Origin of the sequence: Singulisphaera photorubra (assembly GCF_045290345.1) — a bacterium.
Lineage (GTDB): Bacteria > Planctomycetota > Planctomycetia > Isosphaerales > Isosphaeraceae > Singulisphaera.
The window spans coordinates 224644-240295 of sequence record NZ_CP155447.1 but is presented as its reverse complement, the minus strand read 5'-3'; the positions used below and the strand labels follow the sequence as shown (position 1 = coordinate 240295).

The window sequence follows — 15652 nt, the reverse complement described above, 5'->3', positions numbered from 1 at the left end:
TGCCGACCTATCCTCCTGCTGCGACATGAGGTTACGTCATGATGCGAAACGCCGTGATCGGGGCTGCAATCTTCCTTTCGATCGTGCCGGCCACGACCTGGGCGGCTCCGGGCGATGGCGAGATCGAATATAATCGCGACATCCGCCCCATCCTGACCGAGAATTGCTTCGCCTGCCACGGGCCCGATAGCGCCAGTCGCAAGGCTGAACTCCGGTTGGATCAGCGCGACGCGGCGGTCAAGGCCGGCGCCCTCACTCCGGGCGACCTGAATGGAAGCGAACTGATCCAGCGGATCCTTTCGGACGACCGGGATGAGGTGATGCCGCCCCCCGCGACGAAGAAGACGCTGACGGCCGAACAGAAGCAGAAGCTCAAGCGATGGGTCGAGTCAGCGCGGAGTATCAGCCCCACTGGTCCCTGATCGCGCCGACGCGGTCCGAGCCGCCGGCCGTCAAGAACGAGTCGTGGGTCCGTAACCCGATCGATCGCTTCGTTCTGGCCAAGCTGGAAGCGGCGGGCTTGGCCCCCGCGCCTGAGGCTGATCGCAGGACCCTCGCTCGTCGCCTCAGCCTCGATCTCACCGGGCTTCCGCCAAGTCCGGCCATGGTCGAAGCCTACGTCCGCGACCAGGCTCCGGACGCCTACGAGCGGCTTGTCGATAAGCTGATGGGGTCAGCGCACTGGGGCGAGCATCGCGGCCGCTACTGGCTCGACGCCGCCCGCTATGCCGACACGCATGGAATCCACTTCGATAACTATCGCGAAATGTGGACCTATCGCGACTGGGTGATCAAAGCCTTCAACCGCAACCTGCCGTTCGATCGGTTCACGCTCGAGCAGCTTGCCGGCGACTTGCTCCCCAACTCGACGCTCGACCAGCAAGTGGCCTCGGGCTTCAATCGCTGCAACATCACCAGTAATGAAGGGGGATTGATCGACGAGGAATACCTCGTCCTCTACGCCCGCGACCGGACCGAGACGACCTCGCTGGTCTGGCTGGGGATGACGACCGGCTGTGCGGTATGCCATGATCATAAGTTCGATCCCATTAGCCAGAAAGAGTTCTATTCCCTGGCGGCCTTCTTCAATAACACGACCCAGGGAGCCAAGGACGGGAACATCAAGGACACGCCCCCGATCATCGTCGTGCCGCGCCCGGACGACCGACCGCGCTGGGCGGAACTCAAGGCCAAGATCACCGAGACGAAACAGAAGGCTGAGGCTCGCAAGCCGGCGGCCCGCGCGGATTTCGACCAGTGGCTCGCCTCGACCTCGACCGTTGCGATCGCCTCCTTGATCCCGAGCGACGGTCTTCGGCTTCACGCTCTGCTGGCGGAAGGGAGCGGCAACACCCTGTTCATGGCGGTGGATGGTCGTCCGAAGGCGGTGACCGTCCCCTCCGCCGCCTGGGGGCCGGGACACGTCGCGGCGAAGGCGTTCCGGAGCCAGGCGGACGTTGTGGCCCAGGTGCCCGAGGCGGGTGACTTCGACAAGGGGCAGCCGTTCTCCTATGGCGCATGGGTCAAGATTCCCAAGCCGGGTGCGGCGGGTGCGATCATGGCCCGGATGGACGATCAGCATGATTTCCGCGGCTGGGATCTGTGGTTCGAGAAGGGGCGAATCGGCACGCACATCATTCACAAGTGGCCGGGTAACGCCATCAAGGTACTCGCCAAGGCCCAACCCAAAGCCGGTGAGTGGGTTCACCTGCTCGTCAGCTACGACGGCTCCGGCAAGGCCGCGGGGGTCAAGCTCTACCTTGACGGTCTCCACCAAGAGCATGAGGTGTTGGCCGATACCCTGAACGACGGTTCGATCCATACGGACGTTCCGTTCAAACTTGCGCAGCGGCACTCGAGCTCACCACTGGCCGGCCTGATGATCCAGGACGTCCGGATCTACGGTCGGGCGATGCCCCTGGAAGAGGTGGGCCGGCTTGTGACCACCACCCGCGCGGTCTGGCTGGCCGAGAAGTCGACCAAACGGACGAGCGAGGAGAAGGACGAGCTCTACTCGTGGTGGCTCCCCTCCTTCGACCTCGCGTATGGCCAGCTCACCGCGGCCATCGCCGGGTTCGAGCAGGAAGACGCGGCGATCATGGCGCGGGCCACAGTCGCCCACGTGATGAACGAACGCAAAGAAGATGCGATGGCCTACATCCTGTTCCGCGGCGAATACGACAAGCGCCGCGATAAGGTCACGCCCGAGACGCCCGCCGCGCTCCCGCCGATGCCGGCCGACCTGCCGCGCAATCGACTCGGCCTGGCGCAGTGGCTGCTCCGGCCCGAGCACCCGCTCACGGCCCGCGTCAACGTCAACCGGTTCTGGCAGGAGGTTTTCGGGACCGGCCTGGTCCGGACGACGGGGGATTTCGGCGTGACCGGTGAAATCCCGTCACACCCCGAGCTCCTCGACTGGCTCGCCCTCGACTTTCGCGAGGGAGGGTGGGACATCAAGGCCTTCTTCAAGAAGTTGGTCACGTCGGCCGCTTACCGACAGTCGGCGCTCGTTTCCCCCGAGAAGTTGGCCAAGGACCCGTCGAACCGCATGCTTTCGCGTGGTCCGCGGTTCCGGATGGACGCCGAGATGGTTCGCGACTATGCCCTGGCTGCCAGTGGCCTCATGGTCGAGACGCTCGGGGGGCCGAGCGTGAAACCGTATCAGCCCGAAGGGGTCTGGGAAGCCGTGGCGATGATCGGGAGCAACACGCGCGACTACGCTCGTGACGCCGGAGAGAAGCTCTATCGCCGGAGCCTCTACACCTTCTGGAAGCGTGCTGCCCCCCCGGCCTCCATGGATATCTTCAACGCACCGAGCCGCGAGGTCTGCACGGTTCGCCGCGAGCGAACGAACACGCCGCTGCAAGCGCTGGTGACCCTCAACGACCCGCAGTTCATCGAGTCCGCGCGCAACCTGGCTCAACTGGCGATCAAAGGGGGAGGAACGTCGGTCGAGACTCGCGCTGAGTTCATGGCCATGCGGCTGCTGGCCCGCCCGCTCCGCCCCGAGGAAGGGCAAGTGATCCAGAATGCGTTCGAGGAGCTCCTTGCCTATTACCAGGCGAATCCGAAGGACGCGAATGAGCTGATCGCCGTCGGTGAATCGAAGCCTGATCCCGGGCTCGACCCGGCCGCCCTGGCGGCCTGGACCATGACGGCCAACGAGTTGATGAACCTCGACGAAGTCCTCAATAAATAAGGGTCGGGTGGGCCTGGCCCTCCCCTCCCCTCTCGTCTGTCCGTCCGCCTCCCCGACAAGCCCAAGCAGGCAAAGCAAGCAAGCGAGCCAACTCTTTGCGGAGGACCGTGTGATGAGTCTTTTTCAGGAATGGGTTCGCTACGAGACGCGCCGCCAGTTCTTCGGGCGGGGGGCGAACGCGGTCGGCATGGCGGCGCTCGCCTCGCTTGCGGGGCTCGGCCGCGGCCGCGGTGGCGACGCGGGGGCGGCCGCGATCGAGAAGGAAGCCCAGCAGGCCGTACTGACCCACTTCGCGCCCAAGGCGAAGCACGTCATCTATCTCCACATGGTCGGCGGCCCTTCGCAGCTCGACCTCTACGACCACAAGCCGATGATGAAGGCGTGGTACGATAAGGACTTGCCCGAGTCGGTCCGCAAAGGCCAGCGGCTCACGACCATGACCTCGGGGCAAAAACGCTTCCCGATCGCCCCGTCGATGTACAAGTTCGCCCAGCATGGCCAGAGCGGGATGTCGGTCTCCGAACTGCTTCCCTATACGTCGAAAATGGTTGATGATATGTGCTTCATCCGAAGCATGAACACGGAGGCCATCAATCACGAGCCGGCGATCAGCTATATGCAGACGGGGAACCAGATCACCGGCCGCCCTTGCCTGGGGTCGTGGGTCTCGTATGGCCTGGGGTCGCTCAACGACGACTTGCCGACGTTCGTCGTGCTGGTCGCCAAGCCGAGCAATACCGAGCAGGTGCAGGCGATCTCGGCGCGGCTCTGGTCGTCGGGCTACCTCCCGGGAGAGCACGCCGGCGTCTCGTTCCGGAGCGGGGGCGACCCGATCCTGTATATCAACAACCCCCCCGGTGTTCCCACGGCGATCCGTCGCAAGATGCTGGACGGTCTGCGCTCGCTCAATGAGATGACTTATCAGTCGCTGGGTGACCCGGAGACGCATACCCGGATCCAACAATATGAGCTGGCGTTCCGGATGCAGGCGAGCGTCCCAGACCTGACGGCCGTCAGCAACGAGTCGGCGACGACCTACAAGCTCTACGGTGAGGACGCCAAGAAGCCGGGCAGCTTCGCCCATACCGTGCTCCTGGCGCGTCGGATGGTGGAACGCGGCGTGCGGTTCATTCAGGTCTATCACAACAACTGGGACACCCACGGCAATGTGGCGGGCCGCCTGCCCAGCCAGTGTAAGGACGTCGATCAGCCCTGCTGGGGGCTGATCCAGGACCTCAAACAGCGCGGATTGCTCGACGAAACGCTGGTCATCTGGGGGGGCGAGTTCGGCCGGACGATCTACTCGCAAGGGGGCCTGTCGACCTCGAACTACGGGCGCGACCACCATCCTCGCTGTTTCACGATGTGGATGGCCGGCGGTGGCTCGAAACCCGGGATGGTCTACGGCGAGACGGACGACTTCTCCTACAACATCGTCAAAGATCCGGTCCATATCCGCGACTTCCATGCGACCGTGCTCCGCCTGCTCGGCTACGATCACGAGCGTTTCACCTATCGCTATCAAGGTCTCGATCAGAAACTGACCGGCGTCGAACCCGCGCACGTCGTGACCCCGCTCTTGGCCTGATTGCGACCTCGATCGAAACGTATCTGTAAAGTGGTTGATGCGGAATTCTTAATTCCAGGTTGGTGATTCGCTTGGGGTGGGCAGTGCCCACCCCGGTCGCCTTGGGACGCTTCGATGAGGCGATTGGCCGGTGAGCGCGGACAGCGTGCGAGGAGCCTGGCGAGGTCGTTGAAGGGGACAAGCGAATATGAACGCCAAACGAGTGGCCATCCTGTGGCTCAGCTTTGCCGTGGGAGCCGGCTTGAACTGGGGGCGTGCGGCGGAATGGAAGCCGAAGAAAGGGCCGTTAACGACCCGATGGGCCAAGGACGTTCAGCCTGACCGGGTCCATCCCGAGTACCCTCGACCGCAACTGGTTCGTAAGGACTGGCTCAACCTCAACGGTCTCTGGCAGCTCGGCTTTGGCAAGGAGGGGGAGGCACCTCCCGTCGGAGGAAAGGCGCTTAACGAGCAGATTCTCGTGCCCTTTCCCGTCGAGTCGGCCCTTTCGGGGGTCATGAAGCATGCGGATCGGCTCTGGTATCGGCGGAACTTCGAGGTTCCCAAGGCGTGGAACGGCCGGCGCGTGCTCCTCCACTTCGGTGCGGTCGATTGGGAAGCGACAGTGTGGGTCAATGGCAAGGAGTTGGGGACTCACCGGGGAGGTTACGACCCCTTCGATTTCGACGTGACCGACGCCTTGAAACCGGACGGCGACCAGGAGTTGATCGTTCGTGTTTTTGATCCGACGGATCAGGGGACCCAACCGCGAGGCAAGCAGGTCCTCAAACCTGGCGGCATTTACTACACGCCGATCTCCGGGATCTGGCAGACGGTCTGGCTCGAGCCGGTTTCCCCCTCTCGGATCAAGGCGCTTCGGATCGTGCCCGATGTCGACGGCGGCAAGGTGCGGATCACGGTCGTGGGCGCGAGGGACGAGACGGGACTCACGGCCGAGGTCGTTGCCCTCGACGGTGAAAAGTCGGTTTCGACCGCTCGCGGGAGTGTCGGCCAGGCGATCGAGCTTCCCATCGACCAGGCCAAGCTTTGGTCTCCCGAGAGTCCTTTCCTGTACGACTTGCGCGTCGAGTTGAAGCGTGAGGGCCAGGTCATCGACTCGGCCACAAGCTACTTCGGGATGAGGAAGATCGCGCTGGGGCCGGACGAGAAGGGAGTCACTCGACTCCTGGTCAACGGCAAGTTCGTCTTTCAGGTCGGCCCTCTGGACCAGGGGTTCTGGCCCGACGGGCTCTACACGGCTCCGACCGATGAGGCGCTTCGGTACGACATCGAGATCACCAAGAAGCTCGGTTACAACACGACGCGTAAGCATGTCAAAGTCGAACCCGATCGCTGGTATTACTGGTGCGATCGACTTGGCCTGCTTGTCTGGCAGGACATGCCGTCGGGAGACAAGAGCGTAGCGCCCGGCAAGCCGGACCTGGTGCGAACGCCTGAGTCCGCGAAACAGTACGAGGCCGAGCTCAGGGCGATGATCGACGGCTTCTCGAACCATCCGAGCATCATTATGTGGGTGGTCTTCAATGAAGGCTGGGGCCAGTTCGAGACCGCACGGATGACCGCACTGACGAAGTCACTCGACCCCTCGAGACTGGCCAACGGCGCGAGCGGTTGGAACGATCATCCCGGGGTGGGAGACGTCCACGACATTCATGTTTACCCTGGTCCGGCCGCTCCTCCGGTCGAGCCCAAGCGAGCGGCCGTGCTCGGCGAGTTCGGCGGCCTGGGCCTGGGAGTCGATGGTCACACCTGGGCCGAGAAGACCTGGGGCTATCGCGGGGCCGCCAGCAAGGACGACCTGACTCGCAAGTATGAGCGTCTGCTTCAGCGATCCTGGAACCTGAAAGAGACGAGCGGACTGAGCGCGGCGATCTATACCCAGATCACCGACGTCGAAACCGAGGCCAACGGTCTGCTGACCTACGACCGTGAGGTCATCAAGGTGGACGTCGCGCGGGCGGCCGCCGTGAACAACGGGACATTCACGACCGTTCTCGAAGAACGCGAGGTCGTCCCAACGTCACGAGAAACACCACAGGATTGGCGGTACACGTTCGAAGCCCCGGCGCCGGAGTGGTTCCAGCCAGGTTTCGAGGCCTCCGCCTGGAAGCAAGGGCCCGGTGGCTTTGGCACCAAGGGGACCCCGCGTGCGGTGGTCCGCACGAACTGGACATCTCCTGATGTCTGGATTCGTAGGGAGTTCGAGCTCCCTGAAACAACAGATCTGGCAAGCCTCGTCCTGGTCGTGCACCATGACGAAGACCTTGAAGTCTATCTCAACGGTGTACTCGCGACCAAGGCGACCGGGTACGGGACGGATTATGAGGAGATGCCGATCTCAGAGGCGGCTCGGGCAACGCTCCGGCCCGGCAAGAAGAATCTAATCGCAGTGCACTGCCATCAAACCGGTGGCGGCCAGTACATCGACGTCGGCCTTGGCGAATTCAAGAGCCGTCCCCGCTGACCGGATCCGCTCATTCCCTCAAGGGTTTTGGCCGGGCACGCCGTTGTGCGTGAACCCGGCCAAACCAACCTCGCCCCGGGGTGGCTCGCCTCCCCCGTTGGCCCGGACCAGGTCGACTCCGAGACCCGCGGGAGGGATGACCTGGCCAGCCGGGAACGAGTTCCGGTCCTTGGCGATGGTCGCGGAACCCTGGCCGGCCCTTTCGGAGCGAACGCCCAATCGCCGATCGCTCGAACAGCCGCTGCTGAGGACGACAAAGAACGCGACCAGGATCGCCCCGCTCCGGTAACGACTCGCAAGCCTCTCCAGCCGCATCAGTTGCCTCCCTGCGTATGAACCGCTTTGCGGGATCGATAAGTGGTGCATCCGGCAAGTTTTTAAGAGTCTGTCCCAGAAGGTGAATCCCACGGGAGCTTTTGAATGATCTGCTGGGTGCCATGCGGTTCCGTACTCGGAACCCATGCGGGAATGCCTTGGCCTGGCGCGCACGGGTTCCGAGTACGGAACCCGTGGCACCCAAACGGCCTTCAATTTTCGGTTTCCCTGAACTTACGAGACAGACTCTAAGCTCGGGCGGTTCGTGCTCCGTTTTTCCTCAACGTCAACGTACTTGACGGATTCACCAATAAGCGTCCGAGTCATCTGAGGCTGGAACTGGTGGGCACGGCCCACCATCTTCATCTGTGCAATTACCCTCGTCTCGGAAGCGGGGATGACTCCAGTCCCCTTGCTGATTTTGCGGAATTCACCACGTCGAGACTCGCCCTGTTTGTCTGATTTCTCCAGGATGCGCAGTCGCTGATGTCCGTGGCCTCAGGTCAGTGGGGCGTTACGAGGGGCAAGGGGGACATGTCGGGAGTGACGAAGTAGAAGGCGAGGCTGAGGAGTAAGTAGACGGCGACGAGGAGCAGGCCCTCTAACCAGTTAGTCTCACCGTCGAGGGAGATGACGGTCACGGAGAGGGCGACGCCGGCGACTGCGATCAACTCGAGTGGGTTCGAGAAGACGAGGTCCATCGGGTGTCCCATGAAGTACGAGATCAGCACGAGCAAGGGGGCGATCAGGAGCGCCACCTGGATGGTCGCGCCCACGGTAATCTGGAGCGCCACGCCCATCTGGTTCCGGTGCGCGTAGTAGGCCGCCGTGAGATACTCGGCGGCGTTGCCGACGACGGCGAGCACGGTGATACCCAGGAAGAACGTCGTGACGCCCAGGCTGGTGGCCGTCGCCTCGAGAGCGCTGGAAACGAGCTCGGCCTCGATCGTCAGCACGACCGTGCCTCCGAGGAGGATCGCGAGCGCCTTACCGAGTGACCAGTGAGCCTCCTCCGAGCTCTTTTCGGTTGCGAAGATCAATCGGTGGGTGTACAGCGTGAAGATAAGATAGGCGATATAGACCGCGATCAGGACGACGGCTACCCCCAGGCTGAGTTGCAGGTCGCGCTGTTGCCTCAACGCCGGTGCGGTGGTCCCTTGCTCGGCCAGGTCGAAAAAGGCGGGAAGCAGCAAGGCGATCAACGTGAGGATCAGCATGTTCGAGAGCTGCCCCGCGGATTCTCGCTTGAACTTCTGGTGCTCGCGTCCCCAGGTTCCGATCAGGATGGCGATCCCCAGTCCCAGGAGTCCGTTGCCGATGATCGAGCCGGTGATCTGGGCCTTGACGACCTGCTGGTGCCCCTCGGCCAGGACGAACAGGGCGATCACTAACTCGGCCAGGTTGCCGAAGGTCACGCTCAGCAGGCCGCCCACGGCCGGGCCGGCCCGGTGGCCGATTTGCTCGGTGGCCCGCCTGATCCATTCGGCCAGGGGGATGATCGCCAGGACCGCGGTCGCGAAGATCCAAGTGGGCGAGGCATGGACCACGTGAGCGAGGAACAACGAGACGGGGACCAGCAGAAGCGACCACTTGACGAACATCGGACCTCCACTCGCATTTCCCCCGCCCCCCTGCCCCGCGAACGTGAATGTGACAGAGTGGGGCAGGCGAATCGGCGGCAAAACAATGGGACGGGACGAACTCTCCGCGGTGGGACGATGATACCCACGATTCCTCGCACCACGGCACCCCTGGGGTTCCCATTTTTTTTTCGTTGCGATCGACGGTTGGCTTGTCAGAGCAAGTTGCGAGCCCGTGTGAACCCGAGTGGTCCGGCCGAAACTCCCCCTGGCTTCTCCGCGGCGGTATACTCGGCGAGGACGAGCCTGGATCTCATCGGCGATCGCATTCGTTAATGAAAGAAAATTCCGCTCATGGCCTTGAGTTACTCGAGGGAGATTACGATGCAAATGGTGCGGCTCAACCTCAATCGAAGTTGGGGACGAATCCTCGTGCCCGCCCTGCTCCTCCTGACCGCGCTCGGAGCGGCACTCCCCGCGGCGGGAGCCGGGCCGAAGCTCGATTTTCGCCTACGCTCCCGGGTTGAGACCGCGCCGGCGAGCGGCCGGTATCAGGTCGTGGAAAAGGCCGAGGCGTGGGAGCCCACCCAGACTGCAATCATCGTCTGCGACATGTGGGATTTGCACCATTGCCTCAACGCCGTCCGGCGCGCCTCGGAAATGGCGCCCAGGATGGATCAAGTGCTCAAGACGGCACGCGAGCGAGGCGCCCAGATCATCCACGCTCCGAGCGGCTGTATGGACGCCTATCAAGATCATCCGGCCCGTCGCCGGGCGATCGAGACCCCCCGCTCCAAGTCGCTTCCCGCGGAGATCGGCAAGTGGTGCTATCAGATCCCTGCCGAGGAGAAAGGGACCTACCCGATCGACCAGTCGAACGGCGGCGAGGACGACGACCTAACCGAGCATGCGGAATGGGCCGCCAAGCTCAAGGCGATGGGGCGCAACCCCAAGGCCCCTTGGAAGTCGCAGACCGATCTGCTCACGATCGTTCCTGAGACCGACATGATCAGCGACAGCGGGGAGGAGATCTGGAGCATCCTCGAGCAACGGGGAATCAAGAATGTCGTCCTCTTGGGCGTTCATCTAAATATGTGCGTGCTCGGGCGGCCGTTTGGCCTGCGCCAGATGGCCAAGAACGGTCGAAACGTTGTGCTGATGCGCGACATGACCGATACGATGTACGACCCCAATTCCGCGCCGCGCGTCAGCCATTTCACCGGCACCGACCTGATGGTCGAGCACGTGGAGAAATTCGTCTGTCCCACCGTCACCAGCGACCAGCTTCTGGGGGGGACCCCCGCACGATTCCAGGGGGACAAGCGGCCGCATGTCGTTTTTGTGATCGCCGAAGACGAATATAAGACCGAGACAACCCTCCCCGTGTTCGCCTCGTCGCAGCTCGGACGGGACTATCACGTCAGCTATGTCCTGGGCAACCTCGAGGAGCGGAACGACCTTCCCGGGCTCGGGATCCTCGCCGTCGCCGACGCGGCCGTCGTCAGCGTTCGCCGGCGCGTTTTGCCCGACCCTCAGCTTGCCGCGATTCGTGCGTTCGTGACAGGCGGCAAGTCGGTCATCGGGATCCGGACCGCGAGCCACGCCTTCGCAGCCTCCGGCAACAAGGCAGCCCCCGCCGGCCACACGTCATGGGGGACGTTTGACGCCGAGGTCCTTGGCGGCAACTACCACGGCCACCACAAGGCCGGGGAGAAGGTGGTCGTCGAACCAGCCCCCACGGATTCGCCGCACCCCATCTGTCAGGGGGTCGATGTCGCGAAGCTGGTCGGTCACGGCTCGCTCTACAAGGTCAGCCCGATCGCCAAGACCGCGACTCCGCTCCTCAACGGGACCATCCCGGGCCAGCCTTCCGAACCGATCGCCTGGGTGAACGCCCCGGCCACCGGAGGCCGGGTCTTCTACACGTCGCTCGGTCATGTCGACGACTTCGCGGATCCCCAGTTCAATCGTTTACTACGCAACGCTGTTGATTGGGCCTGCGGCCGTGGTGGTCCCTCGGTGGACACGGTTGAGCGGAAAGCGGTGGTCGGCTCACCGGAGAAGTGATCTCGTCTGCCCCGGAAGCCGGTGGCAATCGACCGTTTGTTTGGTTGTGGAAAACGAGGGCGTGCGATTTTCGGGTTGCCACGGGTTCCGTACTCGGTCGGAACCCGTGAGTGACAGGCCGAGGCTTGCATTCACGGGTTGAGTACAACCCGTGGCACCCATTGAAACTTGTTATTCAGGAATTATTGCGGTTGTTCACATGGGTGCCACGGGTTCCGTACTCGGAACCCGTGCGACGTACAACCCGTGGCACCCATTGAAACTTGTTATTCAGGAATTATTGCGGTTGTTCACATGGGTGCCACGGGTTCCGTACTCGGAACCCGTGCGACGTCGGAGTTTGCATCGGCGATGATCTCTGCTTTGGTCTCGTGGTGCCACGATGAATTGGAAGACGGCTCGCCGAGAAAATGCCCCTGGCCATGCCCACGAACTCACGTTCTCTTGCTACAAGCGGCTTCCCCTTTTATCGAGAGATCGTACTTGCCGCTGGCTAGTCGAGTCGATCGACGCAGCAAGGCATCAGGCCCAATTCGATCTTTGGGCCTACGTGATCATGCCGGAACACGCCCATGTTTTAATTCGCCCACGTGAAGCAGACTATGACATCTCCGAGATGCTCTGGAAGATGAAGCAACCAGTGGGTCGAAAAGCCATTGCGTTTCTCAAGCTGAATTCTCGGAAATGGTTGGAGAAACTCACCGTTCATCGAGCCGATGGATCAGTATCCCGACAATTCTGGCAGACGGGCGGAGGATACGACCGAAATATCATCAAAACTGACACGCTGATGAAGGTTGTTGACTATTTTCACCAGAACCCAGTTCGACGGGGCCTGGTCGACCGGACCGAGGAGTGGGAGTGGTCCAGCGCCCGATGGTATGCCGGATGACGACCGGTACCACTCGAGATGGATTCAACTTTGCCTCACAGCTACCAGCCTTGATGCCCCATTTCGATCGATCTCGGTCCGAGTAGGGTCGGTACTCGTTCGTAGACGAGCCCAAACAATCGGATGGGGTTCATCCCCGTCATTGGGCTGATGACGCATTTGCTCGTCGGTCGTGGGAGGTCGCACTTGAGCCGTGAGCTGTAAGCGGTGGGTATCACTCACGGGTTCCGAGTACGGAACCCGTGCCACCCATGCCTGCTCTTGCAATGGGTTTTTCGAAGAGGTGTTGATGGAAGCTTGGGTGGCAGGCGTTCCTTGTTGGAGATATGTGTCGGAACCGTCTCGGCTTACTTCGCTTTGAGCGACTCCAGATAGGCCAGGAGTGAGGCGAGGTCGGCGACTGTCAGGGGATCGGCCAGGCCGGTCGGCATGACCGAGGTTTCCGCCTTACCCCGTTCCTCGATGTCCTTCTTGGGGATCACGGTCACTTCGCCGGCGGCGTTGCGGAGCTCGACTTCGTCGCCGGCTTCGCGAACGACGAAGCCTTCGTATTGCAGCCCAGCGACGGTGGCGAACTTCTGGGTCTCGAAGCCCTGGGCGATCTTGGCGTTGGGCTTGAGGATCGACTCGGTCAACTCGGCCCGGCTGTACCGGGTTCCGATCCCGCCGAGAAAAGGGCCCTTGGGAGGCTCGTCGGCCGCGACGGTGTGGCAGGCAAGGCACCCCTGTTTCTGGAAGAGCTCGGCCCCCAGGGATGGGTCTCCCTTCGCTTTTTCAAGTCCGGCGATGACCTGATCGAACGGAAGCGTCGCAATCGTAGGCGCTGACTTTCCGCCGCGGCGGGTCGCGTGATCGAGATCGAGTCGACGGGAGGCGATGACCGCGGCGTCACGGACGTCCTGGTTGGGATCCTCCAGGTGGTTGCGTACCTGAAGGGCGTACGCTGTGACGCGTCTCTGGCCGATGGCACGCAAGAGGCTGGCGGCCGTCTTGGGCTGGCTCCAGGCCCCGTCGATCGCCTTTCGGACGGCGGCTTTTGCCTCGGACGGTGAACGCGGATTGCGGTCGACCTCCAGGAGGATGGCGTAGGCCAAGGCGCTTCGGGCCGGGTCGGCATCATCAACGAATGCGAGGATTGGCTTGAGGTTCCGGGCGTGCCGTCCTTCGCGGAGAAAGTCTTGCAGGACTCCGTTCAAGGCGCTGTCGCGCGGCTCCAGGCCGGCAACGGTTGCGAACCCAGTGACCGCCGCATCCAGGGCCGCAGGTTGATCGAGATGCCGCACCAGGCCCCGCAAGGCCTTGGTTCGGAGAGCGGGCGTTTCTCGGCCGGCCGCGGCGACGGTTCCGAGGACGCGGATTGCGTCGTCGCTGAGGTTTTGTTGGCCGACGAGGGATTCCACCGTGGCGATATGCAACGTCGGGTCGTCCTTGGCCAGCTTGATGGCCATCGCAGTGGATCCGTCCAGGTCGACCTTGTTCTTGAGCAACTCGATAAGCAGCCAGCGGGCCAGACCCGTATCGGCCTTCCGCAGCGTTTCGGTCAGCGCTCGGCCGATCCGGTCGGTCTCGCTCCAGGCTGTGGCCGTGAAGTAGGGGCCACTCGTGTCGGGCCGGGTTCCCCACCATCGCCCGTCCCAGTCGGCCTCGCGATAATAGAGCCGGCAGAGGGCTTTCAAACAGGCCCGCTGCGTTGTTTCATCGCGGTCCTTGGCCAGTTTTTGAATGAGGCCGTCGACTGTCCTCGCGTCGTGTAGGCTCTGGAGCACGCGCACCGCCCCTGGGATCAGACGCGGCGACGACGGGTCGAGTGCCTTGAGGCAGACTTCAACTGCGTCCAGAGAGACCAGGGCGTTGATGGCCGCATGAACGACGAGTGGGTCGTCGTCCTCGATGCACGGGAGAATCGCCTGGGCCGCCTCACGGTGGTTCAGCCGAGCCAACCCGATGACGGCCTGAAGCCGAACTCGCGGATTGGTGTCGGCCAGCGCGTTCAGGAACGGCTCGGCCGGACTCCCGGCCGCATCGCTCTTCCGGTCGGCGAGGGCGCGGAGGGCGAACTCGCGGACCGGATCGACCTTGGCCAGGCGGATCAGACTTGCTTGTGCCTGGTTTCCTAACAACTGTTTGAGTGCGAAAATCGCCGCGGCGCGAGAAGGGAGCGGGCCGTCCGCCAGGGCCAGGGCCTCGAGCTCGGGAGCGAACGAGGGCTTGGCGCGGCGCACGATCTCGCGCTGGGCGTTCAGGCGGAGTACGTCGCTGGGGGCCGCGAGGTATCGCACGACTTGTTCGTCGCTCGCGGCCTTGAGGTCGGGAAATTTGGGGGGCGAGTGGTCCTTCGGCGAGACGCGGACGACGTAGCCCACGTCGGGCTTGTCGAAGACGAATCCCCCTTCACGCCAGCTCGCGATATAAATGTGCGACTGGCCGTCGATATCCATGTCGGTCGGCCTGGGCAGTTCGACGAACGGCTCTTTACCCGCCTTGAAGCCGGCCCCTTTCGACTCCAACGGGTGGCGTTCAACGACGCTCCGGCCCCATTCGCAGGTGTAGAGCGTATCGCTGAAACCAGGAGGGAGGCCCGGCTCCTGGACGTACAAGGAGCCAGTGGGGGACCCGCCGCCGTAGTCGGCCAGGGGTGGGACGATTTCGTCGGAGAACCGGGTGAACAGCGAGGGGTAACCATATTGACCGGTCTGGATGACCTGGCTGAGCCGGACGTCCCAGCCGCCGCCGTCGTTGGTGTTGTCGCGTGTGAAGACGTTCATCAAGGGATCGATCGCAACGTCATAGATGTTGCGCTGACCTCGGGAGAACTGTTCCAGGCCCGTGCCGTCGGTCCGGACGCGGGCGACACCGCCGCCGTGAAGTTGAAGGGCCGTTCCGTCCTTGCCCACCGCCTTGATGAAGCCGTAGTCGCCTACGGCCACATAGATCCAACCGTCGATGCCCAGGCGGATCCCGTTGGTCGTATGGTCCGCGCCTCGGAACTTCAGGTCGAAGCCGATGCCGTCCACCAGGACTTCGGAACGATCCGCCACGCCGTCGCCATCCTCGTCATGAAACGCGGTGAGCTTGGGCGGGTGGAGCACGTAGAGGGTGCCGCCGTCGACGATCAGACCGCGCGGGCTATCCATTTTTGCGAAGACGTTGAACCGGTCGGCCCTGCCGTCGCCGTCGTCATCAATGCAGCGCACGACGCGGCCTCGATCCGCCTTGGCGTCGAGCGAGCCGTTCTCATCAATCCCAACGAAGACCTCACCCGTCGGCGCGGCGGCCAGGCAGGCGGGGTAGCGGATGTCAGGAGGGGCGGCGAACAAGGTTACCTTGAAGTCAGACGGGGCTTTGATCCCCTCCAAAAGCTTCTTTTCCGTCTTCTGCTTGCTGGACTCTGGCTGCGCACCCGGGCCAGCCGGCTCATCGCCCAGGGCAGTCGTTCCGAGCGGTACGATGATGAGAGAAGTGATCAGATGAAAGCCGAACCGTCGCATCATCGATATGACCCTTGTGTCCCAGAGTCCAGCGGGCCTGCCGCACAGCCTCAGTTCCT

General features: G+C 63.0%; 9 protein-coding genes. 6 read left to right on the top strand and 3 right to left on the bottom strand.

All coding sequences use genetic code 11. The features are described from left to right. Nucleotides 1-38: 38 nt before the first annotated feature. The 4 genes from V5E97_RS00900 (at nucleotide 39) to V5E97_RS00885 (ending at nucleotide 7251) form a co-directional block, all read left to right on the top strand. Nucleotides 39-422 carry a c-type cytochrome domain-containing protein gene (locus V5E97_RS00900; protein WP_406697389.1) on the top strand — a complete coding sequence of 128 codons (384 nt, stop codon included), beginning with the start codon at nucleotides 39-41 and terminating at the stop codon, nucleotides 420-422. Beyond that, nucleotides 380-3199 carry a DUF1553 domain-containing protein gene (locus V5E97_RS00895; RefSeq protein WP_406697388.1) on the top strand — a complete coding sequence of 940 codons (2820 nt, stop codon included), beginning with the start codon at nucleotides 380-382 and terminating at the stop codon, nucleotides 3197-3199. The genes V5E97_RS00900 and V5E97_RS00895 overlap by 43 nt, the downstream gene beginning before the upstream one ends. 112 nt (nucleotides 3200-3311) lie before the next feature. Next, entirely contained in the window at nucleotides 3312-4787 is a 1476-nt protein-coding gene (locus tag V5E97_RS00890; RefSeq protein ID WP_406697387.1) for a DUF1501 domain-containing protein, read from the top strand. A gap of 187 nt (nucleotides 4788-4974) precedes the next feature. Further along, nucleotides 4975-7251: a glycoside hydrolase family 2 protein gene (locus tag V5E97_RS00885; protein WP_406697386.1), complete on the top strand. Its 2277-nt coding sequence runs from the start codon at nucleotides 4975-4977 to the stop codon at nucleotides 7249-7251. An 18-nt stretch (nucleotides 7252-7269) separates the two neighbouring features. Here V5E97_RS00885 and V5E97_RS00880 read toward each other — a convergent pair whose 3' ends face one another. Together V5E97_RS00880 and cax are read right to left on the bottom strand one after the other, a co-directional pair. Beyond that, on the bottom strand, nucleotides 7270-7566 hold the full coding sequence (locus tag V5E97_RS00880) for a hypothetical protein (protein ID WP_406697384.1): 297 nt from the start codon (nucleotides 7564-7566) through the stop codon (nucleotides 7270-7272). Nucleotides 7567-8069: 503 nt separating this feature from the next. Continuing rightward, entirely contained in the window at nucleotides 8070-9167 is a 1098-nt protein-coding gene (gene cax, locus V5E97_RS00875) for a calcium/proton exchanger (protein WP_406697383.1), read from the bottom strand. Nucleotides 9168-9530: 363 nt separating this feature from the next. Here cax and V5E97_RS00870 point away from each other — a divergent pair, with 363 nt between their 5' ends. Both V5E97_RS00870 and V5E97_RS00865 read left to right on the top strand, forming a co-directional pair. Beyond that, a complete protein-coding gene (locus V5E97_RS00870; RefSeq protein WP_406697382.1) occupies nucleotides 9531-11213 on the top strand; it encodes a ThuA domain-containing protein in 1683 nt (560 codons plus the stop codon). A gap of 382 nt (nucleotides 11214-11595) precedes the next feature. Beyond that, entirely contained in the window at nucleotides 11596-12105 is a 510-nt protein-coding gene (locus tag V5E97_RS00865) for an REP-associated tyrosine transposase (protein WP_406697381.1), read from the top strand. Between the two features lie 347 nt (nucleotides 12106-12452). Here V5E97_RS00865 and V5E97_RS00860 read toward each other — a convergent pair whose 3' ends face one another. Continuing rightward, nucleotides 12453-15596 carry a DUF7133 domain-containing protein gene (locus V5E97_RS00860; RefSeq protein WP_406697379.1) on the bottom strand — a complete coding sequence of 1048 codons (3144 nt, stop codon included), beginning with the start codon at nucleotides 15594-15596 and terminating at the stop codon, nucleotides 12453-12455. Between the last annotated feature and the right edge of the window lie 56 nt (nucleotides 15597-15652).